Genomic DNA, 24,238 nt, shown 5'->3' with positions numbered 1-24,238 from the left:
TCGTCTTTTAACCTACCTTATTCACATAAGGACTCGTCAACTTATCCAACTGCTGAATCAACAAACTGAGGAATAAACCCACATCCGTCACCACCCCAACCGATTCCACAGAACCGCGATCGCTTAATTTAGTCACCACAGCTGGATTAATATCCACACATACCATCTTCACCCCCGCCGGAGTCATATTCCCCACGCCAATGGAGTGTAGCATTGATGACAGCATCAAAATCATCTCCGCACCTTCTAGGTGTTTAGCATATTCCTCCTGCGCTTGAATCAAATCCATTTGCGTATCAGGCAAAGGCCCGTCATCCCGAATCGATCCCGCAAGCACAAAAGGCACATGATTGTGAACGCACTCATACATCACGCCACTCTTAATTGCCCCCGCCTCCACAGCTTTGGCAATGCTGCCATATCTACGGATACTATTAATTACCTTCAGGTGATGGCGATGTCCACCACGGACGGCGACACCCCGCTTCATGTCCACACCCAAGGAAGTGCCCATGATATTTTGCTCGATGTCGTGAACTGCGATCGCATTTCCACCAAGCAACGCCTGTACGTATCCTTCCCGAACCAGTTGCGCCAGGTGTTCGCCGCCACCAGTGTGAATTACCACGGGCCCAGCTGTGACAACTACTTTACCGCCAGCATCGCGGATTTTTCGTAATTCCCAAGCCACTTGTTCAACCACCAATTCCACGCGCCGTTCGCTGGAAACCCCCGCCGACATGAAGCTGAATTCTTGGGTGCTGCGTTGTTCGCGCGATTCTGTTTTGCGAATGGTACGGATACCTAAAACATCTACAATTACCTGTTCGCCAACCTCTAAGTCGCGTAATATTTTACACCTAGCAACGAAACCAGTGGAAGTTTGAGTAATTGCGATCGCGCCATCCATGCGCTGATTTTCTACCTTGATCCACTGTCCATTAATTCGGACTTCGGTAGGATAAATTGTACTGACGTAGAAATCATCAGGCGCTACACCATCTTGGATCACAGGTTCCAAGATCGCGTCTCGCTCATCATGGGGTAAATCTACTGCACCCAAATCAATCAATAGAGAGATGATTTCTTCCATCACCTCATGAGATGGTGCTGATACCTTCACCTCAGCGGCGGAGGTACTTTGCCGTTGTTCCCCCAAGTTAAAATTCAGGACTTGGAAGCTTCCCCCAGCATCTATAATCAAATCCAAGGCGCGGTTAATTAAGCCAGCATCAAGTAAGTGTCCTTCCATGCGAATGATGCGGCTTTCTACCGAAACATTAGCATGAATTTCATCTCTAACTGGTTCTGTTACCCGCAAGGTTAAACATTTAGCTGCGCCACCAGCTTTGAGAAATTCAGTTAGAGGTGTTTCCAGCACTTGGAAACCTACCTCTGCAAGGCGGGTTTTCAAAGCATCACTCGCTTTGTTCATGATTACAATGCTGTCCACATTCACCGTATTACAAGCGAAGTTGACTGCATCGGCTTCAGCAATTGCGATTCGCTTTTCTGGTGCGACTCGCATTTCAATTAAGCGATTGGAGTAAGAATCAAAAGCGGCTGGATAATATAGTAAATAACCATTTGCTAAGGGACAAAAACAGGTATCCAGGTGATAAAAACGCTCATCTATCAGTCGCAGAGACAAAACCTCAATATCCAGCCATTTCGCTAGATAAGGGTGAGAATCTAATTCTGAGCGGAAACCATATCCCGCCCATAACCAGCGTCCTTCCCGATCCAGCAGTGCGTCTCCTGCTCCCTCAAAGGGCAAATCTTTGGGAAGTTCATTGACTGTATAACCATTTGCTTCAAACCATTGTTTGAAGAAAGGCTCCTCTCCCTGACGTTCTTTGTGTAAAAAGCGACTGAGGACAACATTATCCCCCAGTACTAAGCCAGCGTTGGCGGTAAAAACCAAATCAGGCCAACCTTTTTCAGGTGGTACTAAGTCTACAATGGCGTGTTGTTTGAGGATCTGGTATAGCCCTTGCCACTGTTCCACGGCGCGATCGCGCGATGATTTGTGAATATTCCCTTCCATCCAGGGATTAATCACATAGTCTACATCGTAGTGGTCAGGAGGACACATCAAAAAGCGAATACGGGAAGTCATAAAAATATTACAAGCGTTTTATATGCTACAAGCCTAATTCTGGATACAGATTCTAGATTTACTGAAATTTAGTAAAATCTGCGAATAGAGCTTCTCTCTTTTGATAGTTGAAGGCTTTGCAAAGGCTTCGTTATTAATTCTATTACTGGAAGATAGGAATAAGTAGAGAAGGTGGCAAAATTACATACATCTATCTTTCATCCCGAATTGTTTCAGTATTGCTGAGTAATTCTGCTCTCAGGGAAAGAGAGATAAAAAATACCTGCAATCCCTCCGTATGCACCTCAGCAGTTCTTGTAAAGGTCAGTATTCCTCTCTATTGAACTGCCTATTTTGTTAAACAAACGTTAACTTAGTGGTGGTTGAAATTCTCATCTAATGAGTATTTACGTTAACTTAATATAAACTTTATCAAATCTTTTTGTTTTTGGTACAATTATTTTACATCTAGATTAATCTATACTATAATATAGCATTTAATATAACGTATTTATCCCAAAAGCTACAAATTTTTTGAGACTCATTCTGTAGACATGGTATCCTATTAGCTTAAGTATTCTTGATGGACGAATTGTTAATGATTAGACGTTAGGCTGGTAAGAAAAATCAGTTTATTAAGTTAAACAAAAATAGCTAAAATAACTTCCATAAAAAATATTTTTAGATTTTATACGAAATTATATGAAATAATATCTTGAATCCTAATTGATTTTCAAATCAAATTTAGGATGTAGTTGTGGAATATCGCAATAATCGTGAGATCGATAAATTGAAAAAATACCTTTAATTAAATTAAATAAGAAACTGTGACGATAACAATAAAATTATACCAGCCTTGATTAAGGCTTTAAGGAGATTGAAAACTGCATGACAAAGCAATTATCAAATGACTGGTTTATTTCTAAATCTTTGCTACGTTTTTTAATCATCATTCTCTTAGTAATAGGTGTATTTTTTCGTTTCGTCAATTTGGACAAAAAACTTTATTGGGGTGATGAAGTTTTCTCCTCATTACGCATCTCTGGTTATACGCTGTCAGAAATGAATCAGCAGTTAAGTAATAGTCATTTAACCAGCGTCGAAGATTTGCATAAATACCAGTATCCCAATGCGGAGAAAAGCTCAATTGATACAATTAAAGGGGTTGCTTTTGAAGACTAGACTCGCAGATTTTGCCCCTATACATCTTGCTGACCCGATTTTGGATAGAGTGCTTTGGTAATTCTGTAGCAATTACAAGAAGTTTTTCGGCATTTATTAGTCTACTTACTTTTCCTTGTATTTATTGGCTATGCCGAGAATTATTTGGATCTTCATTAATCGGGTGGATGGCTATGGGATTGGTAGCTATTTCACCGGTTCATGTCTTGTATGCACAAGAGGTGCGATCGTATAGTCTATGGATAGTAGCTATCTTAGTATCGAGCGCAGCATTGTTGCGAGCCATGCGCCTAAAAACAAAGGTTAGTTGGTGCATTTATACAGCAACATTAGTACTAGGTTTTTATTCTCATCTATTTTTTACCTTAGTAGCCTTTGCACAGGGAATTTATGTATTTGCAATCGAACGCTTCCGAGTGAGTAAAACATCTATTTATTACCTGTTTTCATTCCTTGCAGGGCTGATAAATTTTCTACCTTGGATTTGGATTATTATTACTCACCCTCAACCAGAATCAGTAAATTGGGGGAATACCAAACAAACATTATTTCAGTCAGCTATGAGGTGGGCTGGTATTTTTAGTCGTGCCTTTCTTGATTTAGGTATTAGCCCTAGCGATCCAGGAAAACTTAAGATTTTACTAATTCCTTTTATTGTAATTATTTTAGCTCTAATAATCTACTCAATTTATGTTCTTTGTCGAAGAAGTTCTAAAGAAGTTTGGTTATTTGTTTTAACCTTGATTGGCTCTGTAGGACTTCCTTTACTTGTAGTAGATTTCGTCTTTCAAAAACGATATGCTACTACTAGGTATATACTTCCCTCAGTTTTAGGTATGGAGTTAGCTATTGCCTACCTATTTACTACTAAAATCACGTCTATCTCACCTAAAATTTGGCAGAAAAAGCTCTGGTCATTTGCAGCATTTATGGTAATTATTGCCGGAATCATATCCTGTACAATCAGTTCTCAAGCCCAAATGTGGTGGAATAAATATCCTGAAAAATACCAAGAATTTCCGAAAATTGCTAGCATTATTAATCAAAGTAATAAACCACTTGTAATTAGTGATGTTGAGAATACGCTTCCACCTGTACAAATACTTAGTTACTTAGTCGATCCAAAGGTGCGATTTCAAATTTTAGAAAAAAATCAGTTACCAGAAATTACTAATGGCTTTACTGACATATTTTTGTTCTTGTTTGAGCCGTCTGACTTCTTAAAAGCTGGAATTGAAAAAATTTATAACTCAAAGTTACAGCACATAGATCAGTCACTCTGGAAAATAGCAAAACCTTAAGAGGATTGAAATATCGATGCAAAAGCAACTTTCGCATAACTGGGTTATTTCTAAAAACTTGTTACGTTTTTTAACGATCGCCATATTAGTAACAGGCATATTCTTTCGCTTCGTAAATATTGACCGAAAAATTTATTGGAATGATGAAGTTTATTCATCATTACGTATATCTGGTTATCTAGAATCAGATATGAATCAGCAGTTACGTGATGGTCATTTGCTCACTATTGAAGATTTACATAAATATCAATATCCTAATTCGGAAAAAGGCACAGTTGATACAATTAAAGGATTGATTGCAGAAGAATCACAGGTTGTACCGCTATATTTCGTGATGCTCAGGTTTTGGGTAGAGTGGTTTGGTAATTCCATTGCAGTGACGAGAAGTTTTTCGGCATTTATTAGTCTGCTCACCTTTCCTTGTCTTTATTGGCTATGCAAAGAATTATTTGACTCTTCACTAATAGGGTGGATGTCCATTGTATTGATAGCCATTTCACCTCTTCATGTTTTGTATGCACAAGAAGCACGAACATATAGTTTATGGGTAGTAGCCATATTAGTATCGAGCGCAGCACTGCTGCGAGCTATGCGCCTGAAGACAAAGGTTAGTTGGTGCATTTATGCAGCAACATTAGTACTAGGATTTTATAGTCACTTATTTTTTAGCTTGATTGCTATTGGACAGGGAATTTATGTAGTTGTAACTGAACGTTTTAGATTAACTAAAACATCGATTTATTACCTATTTTCATTCATTGCAGGGCTAATAACTTTTTTACCTTGGATTTGGATTATTATTACTCACCCTACTCCTGACAAAATAAGTTGGGTAAATGCTAAACAAACATTGTTTCAGTCATCTGTAAGGTGGATTGGGATTATTAGTCGTGCTTTTCTGGATTTAGGTATTAGCCCTAGCGACCCAGTCAAATATCAGATTGCTTTAATTCCTTTTATTTTAATTATTCTAGCTCTAATAATCTACTCAATTTATGTTCTCTGTCGAAGAACATCTAAAGAAGTTTGGTTATTTATCTTACTCATGATTGGGTCTATAGGGCTTCCTCTACTGGTAATAGATTTAGTCTTTGAAAAACGATATGCTAGTACTCGATATTTACTTCCAGTAGTTTTAGGTATGGAGTTAGCTGTTGCTTACCTATTTACTATTAAATTAACATCTACCTCTTCTACAATTTGGCAAAAAAAGCTGTGGTCAGTTGCAACTTCTCTGGTAATTATCAGCGGAATTATATCTTGTACCCTTAGTTCTCAAGCCCAGATATGGTGGATTAAAGTCCCTCAAAGATACCAAGAAGATCCTGAAATCGCTAAAATTCTGAGTCAAGTTAATAAACCACTTTTGATTAGCGACGCTGATATTATTTTAATCCAAACGCTTGGTCATTTACTCGATCCAAAAGTGCGATTACAACTCGTAGCAGAACAACAGTTACCAAAGATTACTAATGGCTTTACTGACATATTCTTGTTCAAGCCCTCTGACTTCTTAAAGACTGGGATTGAGAAAATTTATAACTCAAAGTTACAGCAGATAGACAAAGCACTCTGGAAAGTAACGAAATCTATCTAAACTAAGAGGTTGTTTGAAAAGTTTTTTTATACGCCTAACCCTTAGAGATACCCCTAAATCCCCCTTAAAAGGGGGACTTTGATTTCGGTTCCCCCCTTAAAAAGGCAGGGCTGATTCATTCCCTAAAGAGCGCTAAATATCAAGGGTTCTAGCGATTTAAAATTGATTATTTTGTTACCAGCTTGCCAAGAAAATGAACAATTTTACTGTTGTTCAAGTGCTTAAAAGTTCATCTTCTCGTCACCCTCACTTACAATTTTCTCGCTAACCATCTTGACAAACTCCTTCGTCTTGTGGAATGAATCAGCCCTGCTTAAAAAGGGGGGTTAGGGGGGATCAACGAGTGCCTAAAATCACACCTAACTACTTTTCAAACAACCTCTAAGGATAGGCAGGTATATATAGATTAGTATTTTATTTTTGAAATACACATAGGGAAGCTATTCCTCTAGGTGGGTTTCCCGACTTGAGCGTAGACACCTGGAGGGCGGCTTCTCGTAGAGTACTGGCGTAGCATAATGCACCATCAGCTTGGGATGGTGCATTACGACGTTCCGTCTAACACACCCTACAGATACTTATCTTTTTTCAAAAATTAAATATGATTCCTATACATGGGTTGGGCAGGTGTAAGGTGCAACCGAAAAACAGGCAATTTGGTATTTGAATATGACTCATAGGTTAAAAATTAATATCAATTAGCCTCATAAATGGCACAATTAGAGCCAAAATATACTTTAATTAAACCAATATTTTAAGTATATACTTGTACCTCTGCCGTTTATGTCATCGCCCCTTGAGCGCCCGCTAAAATTTGAAATCAGACTACCATCTTCACATCCTCAGTTGTTAGAAGGATTAGATATATGGCTGCGCTTAGGTTTGATATCTGATGCCCAAGTTAAGCAGCTATGTCAAGAGTTTCTAGTGTGTCCGGTGGCGTTGCAGCCCCAGGTTGAAACTAAAACAAAGGTAGTATTTGCAACTTCCGATTCCGTACAGCAGTTGACTGTAGGAGCTTTACAAGCTAGTAATCGTAGACAACTGCAACAAAAACCAACTGAACCCAACTTTCTCAGTACAATGTTGCAGTCCTTGGGGGCAGAACTTAGTGTCCGTTGGCTACTTTTTCTAGGGGTATTCCTAGTAGTAGTGTCTTCTGGGGTACTGGCTGCAAGTCAGTGGCAAAAGTTTCCTGCTTCTGGACAGTATGGAGTTTTATTTGCTTATACTTTGAGTTTTTGGGGATTAAGCTTTTGGGCATCGAGGCAAAATAACCTGAGATTGACGGCTCAGACATTGCTGATTGTCACCCTTTTGTTAGTGCCGATGAACTTTTGGGCGATGGATAGCTTTCGGTTGTGGCAAAATCCTCTGGATTGGATTGTAGTTGCGATCGCTTGCCCGTCTCTGACTGCTATAACTATTTTACTCTCCAAAAATCGGACTATTTTTGCCAAATTAGATCCCGGCAAATTACCTCTAGCAAATATTCTGGGGTTAAGTTATCTGCATTGGGGTTGGCAATTAAGAGGATTTCCCTTAATTGCCATCTATGTAGCCATGATTGGCACAACCATCATTACCATTTATTACAATCTTTACCGACAGCCTAATGAAGATAGAAGCGATGTCTACGACGGGCTACGCCTACGCCAAAGTTTAAATATTAGCTTACCTGCTGCTGTCATTATTTATGCTCTGCTAGTACTACTAGTCCGAGCGATTTTTGTGACAAAGGTAGATGTGACGCAGTTAGGATTAGCGATCGGTATTTGCGGCGCTCTAGTCACTTGGTTAGCACAGAAGAGGGCAGGGGGCAGGGGGCAGGGAGCAGGGGGAGCAGGGGAAGTAGGGGGAGCAGGGGAGCAGGGGAAGCAGGGGGAGCAGGGGGAGCAGGGGGAGCAGGGGGAGCAGGGGAAGCAGGGGGAGTAGGGGATGTAACTGTAATATTCTCCCCATCTCCCCCATTCCCCTCGTCTCTCTTCCTTTGGGAAAAAATTGGTGGTATTCTCCTCTTCCTCGGTTGGCTGGTTTCGGTAATAAATTATCCTTGGCAAGCGATCGCTGTTAGTGGTTTGGGTTTGTGGTTTCTGGAAAGTCGTTTGCGGCGATACAGTTTAAAGGTAGACTTCGCTGCGGTTTTCATCATCGGCTTACAGACGATTTGGCTAGGTTGGCGATTAGTACCTGATAGCTTACAGAAATTGGCGATCGCAACTAGCACCCAACTCACTAATTCTCAAAATGAACCTTGGGCATTGCTGGGTGTAGCTTTATTTCCCTACATAATTTTAATGGTGGCGCTGACAGATAGTCTACATCGCACCGAAAAGCGAGAATTAGCTAAATTTGGCGAACTGCTTACCCTATTATTGGGAACTTTTTTAACAACGATCGCTATAGTAAATCCTCTACTGCGATCGCTAAATCTGCTATTTTCTACCATTACTCTGGCATTTGTCACTCAACGCCGTTCTTCCTCATCCCTTCCCCTGGTATATCTAACTCATATCATGGGAGTGCTGACATTTTGCTCTACCATTAATTGGCTCGCACCAAACCTGAGTCAACAAGTTTGGGCAAGTATTTTATTAGCTCTGATGGTTGCCGAATGGCGATTTAGCGTCGAAGAAGGACTCTGGCAACGTAGTGCATGGGATATCGGCTTAGGACTAGCCGCAGCTAGTTTTTTCCTGTTGTGGATGAATGCAGAATCATCTTGGTATGGTGTAGCTGATAGCCAAGCCTATTTGGGAGCCTTATGGCTAGTTACGCCTATAGCTCTCACGGGTGTTGCTAATTGTACAACTACAGAACGTCGGACTACTACCCGTTACTTGAGTATCTTGGCTGTGGGAGTTGCCCAGCTACTTATTTTGCAGTTACCAGGAATCAGATTAATCGGTTTGGGAGTGGGTGCGGGGTTAATGTTCGCCAATACCCGCTATTTACGAAACCAAATATCTGCGGTAATTACAGAAGGGTTTTTTCTTAGTTTCATTGGGGCGCTGCTGTGGACGGGTGTACCTGGCTTACCTCGCCTCGCCATCGGAGGTTGGTTTCTCGTCGGTGCGATCGCAACCCTAAGTTTATGGTTAGCACGGACAGTTTTGAGCCGACGCGGTAACGAATTAGCACTTGTATATGCAGCCGCTAGTGATAAATGGGCGATCGCCTTGTGTGGTTTTGAGTTGTTTAGTTTGACCATCCACTCAGTACTAATTTACTCAGGGTTTATTACTTCAGGATTTTTGTATTTATCTGCCACTGCAATCGCCCTGACAGCTATTGTTTATCGTAGTTGGTCACAACCGACAAATTGGGCTTTCTATGGCATTGGTTGGTCTTTGGAATTGTTGACATCCCAGGGATTGGGATTTGGGGAACGCTCAACTGTTAAAATTGCGATCGCAAATATCGCTTTAGGTTTAATTGCTCAACTTTTCGGGGAGTGGTGGCGACGACGACATCAATTAGAAAGGCTTCCTAGCAGCCTTCACGTTTTGCCCTTAATTTATGGTGTATTTAGCGTACTGCTGCGTTTTAACACCTTCACCGAGTGGACTGGTTTGTATTCCTTGGGTGTAGCTTTAATAATCATTGGCGTGGGGCGACGGCGCGAGAACTTTAAACCCCTGCTGTATTTAGGAATCATCGGCGTATCCATTTCTGCCTACGAACTTTTGTTCTATCAAATGTTACAAGCTTCAGGAGGAGCATTAGGTGATGGATTAATTGCCATGTCTGCCCTTGGTGCCAGTATCATGTATGCTTACCGGATTTTATCGCCAAGGTTAGTCAGCTACTTACGTCTAACTCCCCAAGAATTAACAGGAATTGCCCATATTCATTGGGCTTGGAGTAGCTGCTTATTAATGGCTGCTATTCCTCTTCCCATTGGAGTTAACCGTTTGGTGGGATTAGCAACAGGAGTATTTTTGATTCGTTATGCCATCTTTCAGGGACGAAATTCGCGCCCTTCCCCTAATATCTGGGGAGGAATCACAATAGCCGAAATGTGGGTTTACCTTGGCTTATTAGAGGTAGCCGGCATGAGGGTTTATTGGCGGGAGACAGCAGTCGGAAAATTTTGGGCTGGGCCGTTAGTTCCTTGGAATGGTGCGATCGCTTGTGTGGTAGCCTATTTTCTATACATTCTCCCTTGGGAAAATTGGGGTTGGTCTAAAAAACCTTGGCAGCAAGCCGCTTACATCATACCACTGATAATTTTATGGGAAACCAGACTGCAAACTTACCCCATTACCTTGGTAATCGCAGCTGGATTTTACATATTTCTGGCAAAAGTTGGTGAAAACATCCGTTTTACCTATATTAGTGTGGCGTTGATTGATTGGGCACTTTACCGTTGGTTTAATTCCTTACATCTCAGGGATGTTTTATGGTATGTAACGCCAATTGGTTTATCACTGCTTTATATTGCTCAAGTAGATACCCAACTCAGACTACCAGAGTACAAAACAGTTCGCCATATTTTGAGAGTGCTAGGTAGTGGTTTAATTTGTGGGTGGGCAATTCTATTTCATCAAAATCCAGCCTGGATACCTGGAATTTTTAGCCTCATTGCCATTTTCGCCGGATTAGCTTTGCGAGTGCGGGCTTTTCTCTACGTTGGTACAGCCACTTTTATAATTACTACAATCTATCAATCGGTAATTTTTAGCTTGCAGTATTCCTTTTTAAAATGGGTTGTTGGCTTGCTAGTCGGCATTTTACTAATTTACATCGCTGCCAACTTTGAAACCCGTCGCGCTCAAATCACTTCTTTAATTCGTAGTGCCATTGATGAATTTCAATTATGGGAATAGGGACGATGTAAACTTGGGCGTTCAGAACTAGAAGTATCATCCCTATCTAAGAGGTTGTTTGAAAAGTTTTTTTTATACGCCTAACCCTTGGAGATCCCCCTAAATCCCCCTTAAAAAGGGGGACTTTGATTCTTCCCCCTTTTTAAGCTACCGTGTATACACAAGTCAAATTACCCCCCTTAATCCCCCTTAGAAAGGGGGGAAATCGAAAATCTAGTTCCCTCCCCTTTATAAGGGGAGGGTTAGGGTGGGGTAAAACCTTGGGTTTTTCAGCTATTTCAGACTTGTGTATACACCGTAGCCTTTTTAAGGGGGGTTAGGGGGGATCAACTAGTGCCTAAAATCACACTTCACTACTTTTCAAACAACCTCTAACAATAATCGGAGAATTAACAGCCGTGAGAGCGTCAAAGTAACTTGAAGCCAAGGTGATGGAGAACTTCACGTAAGCGATCGCGTCCTCTCAATGACTCAACGGTGGCGATCCTTTGGGCTGAGTGTTCTGACCAATCACCAGCAATATTCATCTTTTGTTCAGTATAGAATTCTTTGACGATCTCGTTGTAATGAGCGATCGCTTCTTCTTGATCTGCCAATTTATAAGTTTCGCGGTGCAGCACAGCTGATTGTGGCAACCTTGGCTTAATCGCTGCTTCTACCTCTGGATTGGGATAGCCTACACACAGACCAAATACAGCATACACAGAGGAGGGCAAATTTAATATCTCTGCTACCTCTTGCGGATGGTTGCGAATTCCGCCGATATAGACTGTTCCTAAGCCGAGTGACTCAGCTGCAACTGCTGCATTTTGTGCCGCTAAGGTGGCATCAACTGTTGCCATCACGAACATTTCCAAATATTCCAGCGCATCATGAGATATGCCGCGACTCTCAGCAACGTAACTTAGACGCGCCAAGTCTGCTAACCAAACTAAGAATAAAGGAACTTGCTTAATATGTGCTTGGTTTCCCGCTAGCTTCGATAACTCCTCTTTGCGTTCTCGATCTTCCACTGCTACCACACTCCAGGTTTGCAGATTAGAGGAAGTAGATGCAGATTGAGCGGCTGCAATTAGCAATTCCAGAGTTCCCTGTGGTAGGGGATCGGATAGATAAGACCGGATGGAACGGTGAGATAATAATGCTGTCAGAGAATCATTCCACTCAATTTCAGGGTTGAAGGGAATTTCACCATAGCGCGATCGCAGTAGTTCTATAGGATTAGTCATAATCAACTCCAAGATTTTCAGATGTTTTATTACCAATTCCATTTGTAGAGGCATACGTCTACACATCGCTATGCCCCTACAGCCGATTTATAATTCTGGTCTAAACCTTTGGTGAAAATGCAGCATATTGCTCTTTTGTTAGCACTCCATCTCTGACATTAACTTTTTTTGGAATTAGCTTTAACTCATAATATGTATCAGCAACCTTTTGTTGCAAATTAATCAGATTATCATCAATTGGCACAATTCCAAAATTTCGCCTATTCGTAGCTTTTCTCATTGTTGCTATGTCGATTGCTAGCACAGATGATAGAGTTTGTGCTACCTCTTCTCGATGCTTTTTAGACCATTCTTCAAGATTTTGAATTTCTTCTAAAACTGCCTTCACCGTTTGGGGATTTTCATTAACAAATTTGCGCGTCGTCAAATAATATCCTCCCTGTTTATTAATTCCTGTTCCATCAATCAGAACTCTGGCTTTAGTTCCTTCTTGAGCCGATGCATAGAAAGGATCCCAAATCACCCACGCATCTACACTACCCTTAACAAATGCAGCACGAGCATCAGCAGGTGGTAAATATTTAGGTTCAATATCTGTATATTTTAATCCTGCTTTCTCTAAAGCTTGGACTAACAATAAGTGGGCACTAGATCCTTTTTGAAAAGCAACTTTTTTGCCTTTCAAGTCAGTAAGTTTTTGAATTGAAGAATTCTGAGGAACAAGAATTGCTGAACCAGCAGGACTAGAAACAATACCAGCCACATAAGTTAATGATGCTCCCGCAGCTTGGGCAAATACTGGCGGTGATTCTCCTACATGTCCGAAGTCAATACTCCCCACATTCATAGCTTCTAGTAATTGTGGCCCCGCCGGAAATTCTATCCATTCTACAGATATACCATCTGGTGACAAACGCTTTTCTAAGACACCTTTGTTTCTCAGCAAAATATTCGATTTTTGATAGCCAAATCTTACTACTGTGGCTTTGCCAGAAGCAGAATTACCTTGAGGCGCAGCACTAGGATTAGAAGAATTAACAGTCGATGGCGATGAACAGGCAGCAAATAGCACGCTCAAATAAAGTCCTGTCACAAAAGCCCCAGAAATTGGCAAAACAGAAGAAGAGAATAATTTGTGTTGGTTGTTAAAAGGGATATTCCTGAATTTTATCAACGATATCCACTTGGCAATCAAACGGCGAAAGATTAGGTTAATCATCAAAATGATTTATTTCTCTGAACTATACAATAAATACTATAAACTTATAGGTTTACCGTTGTATGAAAAAATTTAGGGAAGTTTGACATAAAAAAAGCCCGGTAAGTGCGGGAAATTGATCCTTTCCCGCCTATTAAGTAGTTGCACAAAAATATTTACAGTCATTGCGAGCGGAGCGTCTCCAAGAGTTGCAATCCAACCGCAAGCGAATTGCTTCATTCGCAATGACATTGTGTAATTAATTCTGTCCAAGTACTTATCTTTGTTTCAAAAAACACAACACTAATTTAGGAAATCAGGTTCTTCGCGCACAATCCTATCGTAAAGGGGCTGGAAACCAAACCATCCACTTGTATGCGACCCTACTTGAGTTTGTGTTAAGCGGGCTGTTTCGTGTTTGATAATAGTTGGTCTACCAGCAGCTTCTGCCAGTAGTTGAGCTTGGCACGATCGCTCTAAGCTAATGTACCAAAAAGCGGCTTCATCTACCGTATGTCCCACAGTTAAAATACTGTGATTACGTAAAATTATGGCTTTCTTGGGCCCCAAAGCTTCCGCCAGTCGTTGACCTTCAGAAAGTTCTAAAACCACACCTGTGAAATCGTCAAATAGTGAATGGTCTTCGTAAAAAGCACAGGAATCTTGAGTCAAGGGGTCAAGGAGACGACCCAAACTAGACCAGGCTTTGCCATAAAGTGAATGAGCGTGAGCCGCTGCGATCACATCAGGTCGAGCTTCATGAATCTGAGAATGGATGGCGAAAGCCGCTCGATTCACCTGAGCATCGCCTTTAACCACCTCACCTTCTCTGTTAACTAAGAGCAAGTCAGAAACTCGGATATGACCGAAGTATGTTCCTAATGGATTGACCCAAAAATGGTCTGTAAACTCTGGATCGCGAGCCGTAATATGGCCTGCGATTCCCTCGCTGAAACCAAATTTACCAAATAGGCGAAAAGCTGCGGCTAGGCGTTGCTTGCGGTGGAGACGTTCGTCTTCAACTCGCTCGAATATCGGGGGTTGTGGTCGATCATACCTGGACATATTCTTTTTCCTCTTCCTCTTTGCAGGGAGCGTTGGAATACCCAGAGCGAAAGGATTTGACGCTCTGAGATTCTGGGATGAACTGGTGACGCAAAATGCAGCCAGTATCATTACCCAGAATATGGATAGATACAGATGCGTTCTGGGATGTAGTTTTGACGGCGTGGATATCACCATCTGGGGGTAAGAGGCGGTAGATATCGCCTGGTTGAAGCGATCGCACTTCAGTTACTTGTAATTGTGCGTGTCCTTCTGCATCACCGCTATCTACACGGCGATAGACTGTTTCTTCTTGATTGCCTTTGTATAAACCAATCAATCCCCAGGCTAAATGGTCGTGGACAGGAGTCGTAGAACTTGGGGGAATTACCAAACTGAAGACAGACAGCGAACGGTCTTTAGCGCGATAAAGCAACCATTGACCTATACCGCCGCCCATCTTGCTTTCGGGATTAATTTGGGCAAACTTTTCAGGTAGCCATTCCTGTTGGGCAAGCAGTTCTTGAAAATATGGTTCTAATCTAGTGAGAGTTTGGAGGCGATCGCTAGCAGTGCGATTGCTAATTTCCCGCACTGTCGCTACAAAGGATCGTAGTTCCTGGCTCTCAATATACCATTGGTCTTCCGGCAATGGTTCCAATATAGTGTGGTTTGTCATCTATAAATTGCTCCTTTTGGGAAGCTACTAATACTAATTTGTAATTCGTAATTCGTAATTCGTAATTGAATCAGGACTTCAGCAAAAAATAGCCTAAACCTTGATTTTCCGGTAGGGGCAATTCATGAATTGCCCCTACCACGTGTAGTTTTGCATAAGAGGATGTTTGAAAAGTCCTCTTGTTGGTATCAAAAGTTCTAGATCCTCCTAAATCCCCCGATAAATTGGGGGACTTTAGTCACAGCAAAATACTTGTTCAAACAACCTCTAAGAGTACTCCAAGTAAAAAAACGCCCAATTGTCATTGCGAGCGAAGCAAAGCAATCCCAAGGGCTGTGATTGCTTCGCTCGCAATGACGGGTTTTGGATCATTTTTTGGAACACTCTAAGTCCTATTGCCGTTCAATGTTAGTAAGGATGGGGTTGGGGTTAGGTTTGAGAGAAAGTGGTATAAGACGTTAATTACGAACTACGAATTATTTTAATGTTAGGGCGAATTTTGAAGCCAAGTTGCTCAAGTTTTAGATGAGACAGAGACTCCTTGAGAATAATAGTAAAGGGATATCGTTGGAATACGGTAGCTTTACCTTGTGACAATAGCAGCCTAGCATGGCTGATGCGTACTGGATACAACGGTTGTTGGTTGGCATCGAGAATCAATACTTTAGTCATGTAATTTGGAAATAATCAAATTCAAATTATTTACAGCAGTTTTCAGATATTTGAGTGGGGAATGGCAATTAGTTAAATTGCTAATTGCTTGAAAAGACTCTGCGTACTTACCCCCTACGGTAAGGCGAAGCTCCTATGCATTTAAAAACACTAAGATTTTATACAAAGCTGTACTAAGCAATAACAGCTGCTTGTCGCTCCCGTCGTTGCACCTCTGCCCGGACTAGGGGAATTACATCACGACCGTAAGCGATCGCATCTTCTAATGGATCAAAGCCCCGAATCAATAGAGTAGTTACCCCAGCATCATAGTAATCCACAAGGGATTCTGCTACTTGCTCCGGCGTACCAACCAAGGCGGTAGTATTACCATAAGCACCAGTAGCGGCAGCAATTGGAGTCCACAACCGCTTATCAAAAATTTCGCTTTCTTGGGCAAACTGTAATAAACGACTAGAACCTACTGCTTGCGGACGTGCTGAATTAAAGTAGGGAGTTATCGGCAATTGATTTTCTGTTTTTGCCGCCCGAATTTCCTTAACACGCGACAGAATTGAGTGCGCCCGTTCCCAAGCTTTGGCTTCAGTATCACCCAAAATTGGCCGCAAAGATACACTAAAACGTGGCGATCGCCCTGGTGGTGTTACGGCTTTTACTTCGCGTATCCGTTCCTTAATCGCCGCAAGAGGTTCTCCCCACATTGCGTACACATCACTATGCTTTGCACCCACAGGCACTGCTGCACCAGAAGCACCGCCAAAGTACAGGGGTATGTGGGGTTGTTGTAGAGGCTTCACGTCTGAATAAGCATCTTTCACCCGGTAGAATTCGCCCTCATAGTCGAAGGGAGTACTACTTACCCATACTCGGCGCACAATGTCAAGATATTCATCTGTACGGCGATAGCGAGTGTCATGGTCAAGCCAATCACCATCACGTTGCTGTTCGGCATCACTGCCACCTGTAATAATGTGTACGGCAATGCGACCATTAGTAAAATGATCCAAAGTTGCCGTCTTACGTGCAAAGAGCGTTGGAGCCACAAAACCAGGGCGGTGGGCGATTAAAAACTTCAACCGTTCTGTTGCCGCCGCTGCAAATGATGCCACAGTTAAGCCATCGGGGCCAGTTGAACCATAACCAACTAATACTCGATCAAAGCCACCATCCTCATGTGCTTTAGCAAACTTACGAACATAAGCGGCATCTATAGAACCGCCCGTAATCGAAACTGTCGGACTATCTAACTCAGATATTTGACGCGTTCCAATCATTCCAATAAATTCAATCGGCATAGTACATCTCCATTGGGAATTGCGAATTGCGAATTGCGAATTGGGCATTAATTAATTTAGTTATTCTTTCTTCCCCTGCTCCCCCTGCTCCCCCTGCTCCCTCTGCCCCCCTGCTCCCTCTGCCCCCCTGCTCCCTCTGCCCCCCTGCTCCCTCTGCCCCCCTGCCCCCTTCCTACTTAGCCGTGGGGCAGATAGTTGCAGCAACATCCACCTTTTTCGGTAGAATCTTTTGCTCTAGCATCCAGTCAGCAGTCTTCTGAATTTTGGCAACATCATCAGCATTCGGTGTGACAAGTAGCTGTGGCCCTTGATTCTCAGTTACCCGCTTGGCTACGGCTGGGGAAATTTTGATGTCCTTAACTAGAAATTCTGCTGATTTTGCTGTATTTGCATTTAACCAATCGTATTCCTTGGTTAAACCGCTAAAAGCTGCTTTTACTGCCTCTGAAGATTTAGCCGCAGCCTCATTACGGACAAGCATTACACCGTAGGTAGGGGCTGGATGGGTTGTAGTGATTCTCCTCGCGCCATGCTCTAGTTCGGCAATTGAAACATAAGGTTCCCAAACTGCCCAAGCGTCTACAGTTCCTTGGTAGAGGGCGGGTGCAGCATCAGTTGGAGCTAAAAAGACACGCTGAACTTTTTCTTTAGGAATCTTCTCTTTTTCCAATACTTTTAATAACAGATACTCACCTGCACCAGCCTGATTGACTGCAACTTTTTTACCTATAAGGTCAGCAGGTTTACGGATGGGAGAATCGCCACGGACTACGATCGCACTGGCCAATGATTCCGGTCTGGGACGCTGGACAGCACCAATGCAAAGCTCCTGACCGGCGGCGATCGCTGACAACCCTGGGATGTCTCCACACCCGCCTATATCAGCTTGATTAGCGCTAATTGCCTGGAGTAAGGTAGCACATCTGTCAAAAGGGCCAGCCCATTCAACTTTAATATTCTCAGCCGCCAGCCTCTTTTCTAACTCTCCTCGTTGACGGGCAATTGGTACTACACCTCCTTTTTGGTATCCCAGGCGAATCAAGCTGGTTTTCTCTTGAGTCTGGTTACTAACAGTTTTGGCAGTGGTATTAGTATTTGCAGAGTTACTTGGAGCGCAGCCAGAAATAGCTAAACCTAGCCAGAAAGTGCCAACCAATAAAGCATTAAGAGAATTGATTGAGTGTTGTGGCAATAAAAATAAGAACTTTTTGAACTGATTCAACAACTTTTTTATTACTCCTTTGATTTAAGAAAAGATAAGAATGAGAGTCTAAATTTAAACTCCAGCACTCTCGTTCTTATCGCTCACTAGGGATTTTCAAGGAATAAATCATCCAATCTTGTTAGGTAATCTCACAATATTTTTTTTACTAGGAAGTCTTTTAACTCTGATATTGGCTCCCATAAATACGGTAAATCGGTCGGATAACCGTTGAATTAACTACAAGCAAAAATTATCACATATAAATTGAAAAAGCAATAGGCTAGCTGTTAGGAAAGACAAAGCTACACTTTGATTCTTTGAAATACCGTTAAAAAGGCGTAATCGCTTGCAAATGAAGAGTTTTTTCTAACTGCGGATGCTCGAAGCGAAGTTCCCTAGCGTGCAAATGTAACCGACTGGTAACTGCATCGCATCCATAAAGGCGATCGCCTAAAATAGTTACCCCCAGTCCTCGCCCATCAGCCGCATGAACCCTCAATTGATGGGTACGTCCTGTTAGTGGCGTAAATTCTACGCGAGTGTAATCTTGTTCCCTTGCTATTACCTGGAATTGTGTCAAGCTGGATTTACCGCGCTGCCAATCAACTTTTTGATAAGGGCGATTTTCAGGATCTCCCCACAATGGCAATTCAATTGTACCTTGGTCAACTGTTACAGCACCGGAAAGTAGGGCTTCATAAAGCTTGTAAACCTGGTGTTGCTGAAATTGTTGGCTGAGTTGTCGATGAGTTTGCCGATCGCGTGCTAACAACAAAATCCCAGAAGTTTCTTGATCTAGACGATGCACAGATGCAAGCATCATCCCATCCGGTAACAGATGACGTAAGCGACTCAAGACACTATCTTGGCGATCGCGATAACGGCCAGGTACTGAAAGTAGTGCAGCAGGTTTGTTTACTGCAATCAGCCATTCGTCTTCATAAAGAATGGGGATCTCTGCTTTGGTGGTGAACAGTGAGGTAGTTGTGTGAAAATTCCTATTCCTATTAGGGATTGATATAGGTTTCAAGCCTGAGAGCAAAAACCCCATTAATGGCTGACATCTTTCAATACATGCACCATAAAATTCTCCCTGAATTTTATCCTGATTTACTGAAGACGCACCCCACCAAAATTCTGCCATTGCTAGCGGTTTTAAATTATGTGTTGCTGCATAATGCAGTAATTTTGGAGCACAACAGTCTCCAGTACCAGTGGGTAAACCTCCTGGCATCAATTGCTGTAACGATCGCGATCGCCCAGAAAAATTAGTCAGGCTGTAGGTAGCGTGCATCTGAGCTTGTAATTGACGGGATAAAGCTTTACGCTGTTGTTTCAGTTCACTAATTCGCGCATCCGTTGCTGCAATTAACTCCTGGAGAGGCTGTAATACCTCATTTTGTTGACGTTTAAGTTGTCGTCGCTCAATTCCCTGCTGACGACTCTCTTCGTCAAGTTCTTCAAGGGCAATACTGAGTGTTTCTGGAGGGAGTGTATTGCAGATTTGTTGACGTTTTTCCTGTCGTTGCTGTTTACAACGGCGATGGCGATCGCTCATTGCTTGTAACTGTTGCTCAAATTCATCAGACAAAGTTTGATACTGCTGACGTTCAGTTAGTTGCTTTAGACTAAGAATTTCCTGTTTAATCGCGTCTAACCGTGCTACAGTACAGGTTTCTTTTAAAGCAACTTCGTCTCGTCCTGGAATTGGCATTACCCAACCCTCAACTACACTACAACCATTCAAAAGACCGGAAAAGGCTTTTAGTACTTTTTGTTCGCCATTAGGTAGTTCAACCAATAGTATTCCGTACATCTTGCCTTCACGAGAATAATAGTCATTGTTAGCAAGTTGTTGCATTAGTGCGTGAGCGATCGCTTCAGACATTGAGGTGCGGGGTAACTTTAAGCGATCGCCAGTTTGAAGACAACGCCCCTCGTACCAATAACTTATAGATAAATCACTGACAGCAAAATTACAGTCGATGAAATCTGAAAGTGCATACAGAACTACCATACAAAGTATGATTGCAAATTTAGCTGATTTTAATATTGTAGCGATCGCTAAAGAAGCGGTACAGATATTAATTAATATATTCTGATACATCGTTAATGCGTGTCTCTGCAACGTTAATGCATCTCTCTGCAATACTAATGCATCTTGATGCAATCCCAATGCATCACTATGCAATGCCAATGCGTCTCTTTGTAATGTTAATGCTTTCCCTAGACATCTCCAAAAATTAAATATGTGTTATGCAGAACCCTTGTAGAGACGCGAAATTTTGCGTCTCTACATTCTTTTTGAAAATGTCTATTGAATTATGGGCTGCGTAATATACAGCCCATTTTAGAACTTTGTAGCTTACGAAAGTACTGGTTGTGCTTCTAGTTTGTCAGCTTTTTGCTTAAAGACCGTTGGTACTTCTGCGCTGAACACCTCACCTTGAACCACTTGAGAGCGGAAACCATCAACTCCAACTGGAACATCGCCAGTAATGGTGGTGCGATACAACAAACGCTCAACATCCAAATGATCCAAATCTTGAGGAGCTAAATGCACAGTGGCGCGGTTATCCCAGAAGGCGATATCACCATTATTCCAGCGGAAACGGGTGGTGTAAGCAGGTTTGGTGATTTGGTTGAAGAACAACTCAAGCAGCAGCTTGCTTTCTTGTGGCGACACGTCAATAATGTGCGAAGTAAAGCCTGGGTTAATGAACAATGCCCGCTCACCAGTTTCAGGATGAACCCTAACGACTGGGTGGATTGAAACTAGGGGATTAACAGCAATGCGCTCGGTGAATTTGCCGTTGCTGGGCTGATATCCACCTCCATTAAAGCGATGTTCCGCTTTTAATGTGTCTGCTAGCGCCCGTAGAGGTGCTGACAAACCCTCATAAGCTGCAACTAGATTACTCCACTGAGTGTCACCACCGAAGCTAGGAACATTAACTGCACGTAAAATTGACGCTGCTGGTGGATTAATAGCGGCCGTTACATCTGTGTGCCAGGGGCCTCCACTGCGAAAACCATACTGCTTTTCATAGAGTCTACGGTCTACGGGTTTAATCTGCGGAAATCCCGGTACTGGCTCAGGTTCTCCGAGAGGATGTGCAAAAGTCACTTCGCCAAAACGAGATGTGAACTCAACTTGGGCAGCATGATCGATGTTCTGACTACGAAAGAACACAACTTTCCATTTCAATAATGCTTTACGAATTTCTTTGACTTGATCGTTATTCAGAGGACGCGAAAGATCCACGTTACTGATTTCAGCACCAATGAAACCAGCTACTTGTTTGACTTCAATATGCTTGTAGCCCATGTAGATACTCCAAAGTTTGATTCGATGGTGTTCCTACTGCCCCTTTCTTTTGGAATATTGCGATCAACTGCAAGCAATATTTCAAAGGAAGCGGTCGTAGTTTTTAGTATCATACACCAATCCGATCGATTTACAGTAGTATAAAGTAAGATTTTTATATACTGCCGGAAAAACGGGAATCTGAAAGTGCGATCGCTGTATCTATCTTTTACTCATTCATGCAGTCTGTACCGCACCCCTAAGAAGGATGAAAACTTTTACCACAGTTCCAACAGGATGGATTTTATTTAGTAATACTTAATATTCGTAAAACTAACAATTAGTGTATCATATTAACTGTAATTTGCCGTACACTTCTTTGGCTAGGAACTAAGCACGCTGCTCAATGCCCTGCTAAGAGAACTTCTAAAAGTCAAAGTATTGAAGTTGAATGCCAAAAAGGAGGATAAGGAATTGCTAACAGGCTATAGCGAAAATGAACTGCAATTAACTGCTGACGTACTGGTAATTGGTGGTGGCCCTGCTGCTGCATGGTCAGCATGGGCAGCTGCATCACAAGGTGTCAAAGTAATCATTGTTGATAAAGGTTTTCTCGGTACAAGCGGTGCAGCTGCTGCTAGTGGCAATGGCATCATGGCTCCTTCTCCAGAGAATTGGGACAAAGTTTTATGGGAGCGTTATCGCGCCGGAAAAAACCTAGCTAACTTACGTTGGATCGAGCGTGTTATCGAAAAAACTTGGCTTAGTTTGCCTCTAGTAGAAAAGTGGGGCTATCGTTTCCCTAAAGAAAATGGGGAATCGGTGCGTCAGAGTTATTATGGCCCTGAATATATGCGCGTACTCCGTAAAAATCTCTTGCGGGTTGGGGTTCAGATTCTCGACCAAAGTCCGGCTTTAGAGCTTTTATTAGCTGACGACGGCTCAGTAGCTGGAGCAAGAGGTGTGCAGAGACAAAATCATCGTACCTATACCGTTCGTGCTGGTGCAGTAGTCTTGGCCAATGGCGGTTGTGCATTCCTAAGTAAAGCATTAGGTTGCAATACCAATACAGGTGATGGAATGCTGATGGCAGTGGAAGCTGGTGGCGAACTTTCCAGTATGGAAGCTTCTAATCACTATGCCATCTCGACTGCTTTCAATGCCACAGTGACACGGGGAGTTCCCTTTGGCTGGGCTAGTTATACCGATGAAGCAGGGAACGATCTTGGTGGCTATGTCAATGGTCGTCGCGATCCATCCTTCCTTCCCAATGCTCTCCTCAAAGGCTCCGTTTATGCGCGTTTGGATCGAGCCACACCTGAAGTCAAGGCAGTAATTGAAAAGTCTCATTTCATATCTTTTCTACCCTATAAAAAAGCTGGCATTGATCCCTATACAGAACGAGTACCTGTAACACTGATTTTAGAAGGTACAGTCCGTGGTACAGGTGGAATTCGGATTGTGAATGATAGTTGCGGTACAAAGGTTCCTGGACTCTACGCCGCCGGTGATGCGGCATCGCGGGAATTTTTAGCAGGTTTAGCTTCTGGGGGTGGTGGCCCCAATGCTGCTTGGGCAATCTCCACAGGACAATGGGCTGGAGTTGGCGCAGCTGCCTTTGCCAAGAGTCTTGGCGATCGTGCCCATGAACGGGTAGCACATCCTGCTGGTCAAGCCGGATTACGTTCGCCGATGGCGGGGCATAGCCCATCGTCCTCCCCCTCTGCCGAAACATTTGATAGCGAAGCGATCGTGCGCGGTGTACAAGCGCAGATGTTCCCGTTAGAGAAAAATTACTTGCGTAGCGAGCAGGGACTTCTGGATTCCCTCGCCAAATTAGAAACACTGTGGCAGCAGGTACGGGGAAATCCGAAACAAGATACAGTGCGCGATGTGGAATTTTCTCGGCGAGCGGCTGCTCTGACGGCTGTAGCACGATGGGCATATTTTAGCGCTTTACATCGCACAGAAAGCCGCAGCGAACATATTCGGATGGACTATCCCGAAACCGATTCAAATCAGCGTTATTACCAAGCAACCGGCGGCTTAGATCGTCTATGGGTAAGGCGTGATTGGCTAACGGATGCCATCGCTACACCACCATTACCAACCACTCAAACCACACCTTCTATATCAAAACTGTAGCAGGAGCAGGATTATGATCGAGCTTGTTAGCCATAAACTCTGTATTAATTGCAATGTGTGCGTCCAAGTATGTCCTACCAACGTCTTTGATTCTGTACCCAACCAACCACCTGCGATCGCCCGACAAGAAGATTGTCAAACTTGTTTCATGTGTGAAGCATATTGTCCTGCGGATGCACTCTATGTTGCCCCTGAATCCCATACCAATGTTGCAGTCAATGAAGATGATTTAATTGAAAGTGGCATCATGGGTGAATATCGCCGCATCTTAGGTTGGGGATATGGCAGAAAAAACAATAGTGAATTAGATACTGCTCATCAGCTACGCCAACTACCGCGCCCCTATCAAAGTTAAATTAGGGGTTTGACGGATCGCCAAAGTCCCCACCCATATACTCATTGAGTGGGGATTATGAGCGGCTGACGACGACGAAAGCAGTTAGCGGATTGTTTTTTTG

The 24,238-nt window shown here is 42.7% G+C and carries 15 protein-coding genes and 1 pseudogene; 6 read left to right on the top strand and 10 right to left on the bottom strand.

From position 1 onward, the window contains the following. Positions 1-7: 7 nt before the first annotated feature. Positions 8-2,119 carry a TIGR00300 family protein gene (locus GTQ43_RS07180; protein ID WP_265271924.1) on the bottom strand — a complete coding sequence of 704 codons (2,112 nt, stop codon included), beginning with the start codon at positions 2,117-2,119 and terminating at the stop codon, positions 8-10. A gap of 867 nt (positions 2,120-2,986) precedes the next feature. Between GTQ43_RS07180 and GTQ43_RS07175 the strand changes: the two genes are divergently transcribed. From GTQ43_RS07175 to GTQ43_RS07155, 4 genes and pseudogenes are all read left to right on the top strand, one after another. After that, complete coding sequence (locus GTQ43_RS07175) at positions 2,987-3,280, top strand: hypothetical protein (RefSeq protein ID WP_265271922.1); 294 nt, start codon at positions 2,987-2,989, stop codon at positions 3,278-3,280. Between the two features lie 11 nt (positions 3,281-3,291). Then, positions 3,292-4,581: a glycosyltransferase family 39 protein gene (locus GTQ43_RS07170; RefSeq protein ID WP_321162420.1), complete on the top strand. Its 1,290-nt coding sequence runs from the start codon at positions 3,292-3,294 to the stop codon at positions 4,579-4,581. Between the two features lie 16 nt (positions 4,582-4,597). Next, the gene (locus GTQ43_RS07165) at positions 4,598-6,178 is read left to right on the top strand and encodes a glycosyltransferase family 39 protein (RefSeq protein ID WP_265271918.1); all 1,581 of its coding nucleotides are present in this window, start codon (positions 4,598-4,600) and stop codon (positions 6,176-6,178) included. A 783-nt stretch (positions 6,179-6,961) separates the two neighbouring features. Then, positions 6,962-11,007 (top strand): annotated as a pseudogene (locus GTQ43_RS07155) (DUF2157 domain-containing protein). A 407-nt stretch (positions 11,008-11,414) separates the two neighbouring features. Here GTQ43_RS07155 and GTQ43_RS07150 read toward each other — a convergent pair. The 9 genes from GTQ43_RS07150 to GTQ43_RS07110 form a co-directional block, all read right to left on the bottom strand. Further along, the gene (locus GTQ43_RS07150) at positions 11,415-12,236 is read right to left on the bottom strand and encodes an NADPH-dependent oxidoreductase (protein WP_265271915.1); all 822 of its coding nucleotides are present in this window, start codon (positions 12,234-12,236) and stop codon (positions 11,415-11,417) included. Positions 12,237-12,336: 100 nt separating this feature from the next. Continuing rightward, positions 12,337-13,455 (bottom strand): sulfonate ABC transporter substrate-binding protein, encoded by a 1,119-nt coding sequence (locus tag GTQ43_RS07145; RefSeq protein WP_265271913.1) that lies wholly within the window; start codon positions 13,453-13,455, stop codon positions 12,337-12,339. A 282-nt stretch (positions 13,456-13,737) separates the two neighbouring features. Next, a complete protein-coding gene (locus GTQ43_RS07140; RefSeq protein WP_265271912.1) occupies positions 13,738-14,499 on the bottom strand; it encodes a class II aldolase/adducin family protein in 762 nt (253 codons plus the stop codon). Next, the gene (locus GTQ43_RS07135; RefSeq protein ID WP_265271910.1) at positions 14,486-15,157 is read right to left on the bottom strand and encodes a hypothetical protein; all 672 of its coding nucleotides are present in this window, start codon (positions 15,155-15,157) and stop codon (positions 14,486-14,488) included. The genes GTQ43_RS07140 and GTQ43_RS07135 overlap by 14 nt, the downstream gene beginning before the upstream one ends. A gap of 462 nt (positions 15,158-15,619) precedes the next feature. Next, a complete protein-coding gene (locus GTQ43_RS07130) occupies positions 15,620-15,829 on the bottom strand; it encodes an RRXRR domain-containing protein (protein ID WP_265271908.1) in 210 nt (69 codons plus the stop codon). 173 nt (positions 15,830-16,002) lie between these two features. Continuing rightward, positions 16,003-17,124 (bottom strand): LLM class flavin-dependent oxidoreductase, encoded by a 1,122-nt coding sequence (locus GTQ43_RS07125; protein WP_265271906.1) that lies wholly within the window; start codon positions 17,122-17,124, stop codon positions 16,003-16,005. 172 nt (positions 17,125-17,296) lie between these two features. Then, positions 17,297-18,346: an aliphatic sulfonate ABC transporter substrate-binding protein gene (locus GTQ43_RS07120; protein ID WP_265271904.1), complete on the bottom strand. Its 1,050-nt coding sequence runs from the start codon at positions 18,344-18,346 to the stop codon at positions 17,297-17,299. A 310-nt stretch (positions 18,347-18,656) separates the two neighbouring features. Then, complete coding sequence (locus tag GTQ43_RS07115) at positions 18,657-20,345, bottom strand: RluA family pseudouridine synthase (protein ID WP_265273689.1); 1,689 nt, start codon at positions 20,343-20,345, stop codon at positions 18,657-18,659. A gap of 348 nt (positions 20,346-20,693) precedes the next feature. Next, on the bottom strand, positions 20,694-21,656 hold the full coding sequence (locus tag GTQ43_RS07110; RefSeq protein WP_265271902.1) for a TauD/TfdA dioxygenase family protein: 963 nt from the start codon (positions 21,654-21,656) through the stop codon (positions 20,694-20,696). Positions 21,657-22,082: 426 nt separating this feature from the next. Here GTQ43_RS07110 and GTQ43_RS07105 point away from each other — a divergent pair, with 426 nt between their 5' ends. Continuing rightward, complete coding sequence (locus tag GTQ43_RS07105; protein WP_265271900.1) at positions 22,083-23,780, top strand: FAD-binding protein; 1,698 nt, start codon at positions 22,083-22,085, stop codon at positions 23,778-23,780. 13 nt (positions 23,781-23,793) lie between these two features. After that, the gene (locus GTQ43_RS07100; protein ID WP_265271898.1) at positions 23,794-24,135 is read left to right on the top strand and encodes a 4Fe-4S binding protein; all 342 of its coding nucleotides are present in this window, start codon (positions 23,794-23,796) and stop codon (positions 24,133-24,135) included. Positions 24,136-24,238: the final 103 nt, after the last annotated feature.

The organism is Nostoc sp. KVJ3, from assembly GCF_026127265.1.
GTDB lineage: Bacteria > Cyanobacteriota > Cyanobacteriia > Cyanobacteriales > Nostocaceae > Nostoc.
This window is presented reverse-complemented; position numbering and strand designations above follow the sequence as displayed.

Coding starts and splice junctions, on each gene's coding strand:
- GTQ43_RS07175 (WP_265271922.1), top strand. CDS start 2,987: ATGACAAAGCAATTATCAAATGACTGGTTTATTTCTAAATCTTTGCTA.
- GTQ43_RS07165 (WP_265271918.1), top strand. CDS start 4,598: ATGCAAAAGCAACTTTCGCATAACTGGGTTATTTCTAAAAACTTGTTA.
- GTQ43_RS07110 (WP_265271902.1), bottom strand. CDS start 21,656: ATGGGCTACAAGCATATTGAAGTCAAACAAGTAGCTGGTTTCATTGGT.
- GTQ43_RS07180 (WP_265271924.1), bottom strand. CDS start 2,119: ATGACTTCCCGTATTCGCTTTTTGATGTGTCCTCCTGACCACTACGAT.
- GTQ43_RS07140 (WP_265271912.1), bottom strand. CDS start 14,499: ATGTCCAGGTATGATCGACCACAACCCCCGATATTCGAGCGAGTTGAA.
- GTQ43_RS07100 (WP_265271898.1), top strand. CDS start 23,794: ATGATCGAGCTTGTTAGCCATAAACTCTGTATTAATTGCAATGTGTGC.
- GTQ43_RS07150 (WP_265271915.1), bottom strand. CDS start 12,236: ATGACTAATCCTATAGAACTACTGCGATCGCGCTATGGTGAAATTCCC.
- GTQ43_RS07145 (WP_265271913.1), bottom strand. CDS start 13,455: ATGATTAACCTAATCTTTCGCCGTTTGATTGCCAAGTGGATATCGTTG.
- GTQ43_RS07125 (WP_265271906.1), bottom strand. CDS start 17,124: ATGCCGATTGAATTTATTGGAATGATTGGAACGCGTCAAATATCTGAG.
- GTQ43_RS07115 (WP_265273689.1), bottom strand. CDS start 20,345: ATGGTAGTTCTGTATGCACTTTCAGATTTCATCGACTGTAATTTTGCT.
- GTQ43_RS07135 (WP_265271910.1), bottom strand. CDS start 15,157: ATGACAAACCACACTATATTGGAACCATTGCCGGAAGACCAATGGTAT.
- GTQ43_RS07130 (WP_265271908.1), bottom strand. CDS start 15,829: ATGACTAAAGTATTGATTCTCGATGCCAACCAACAACCGTTGTATCCA.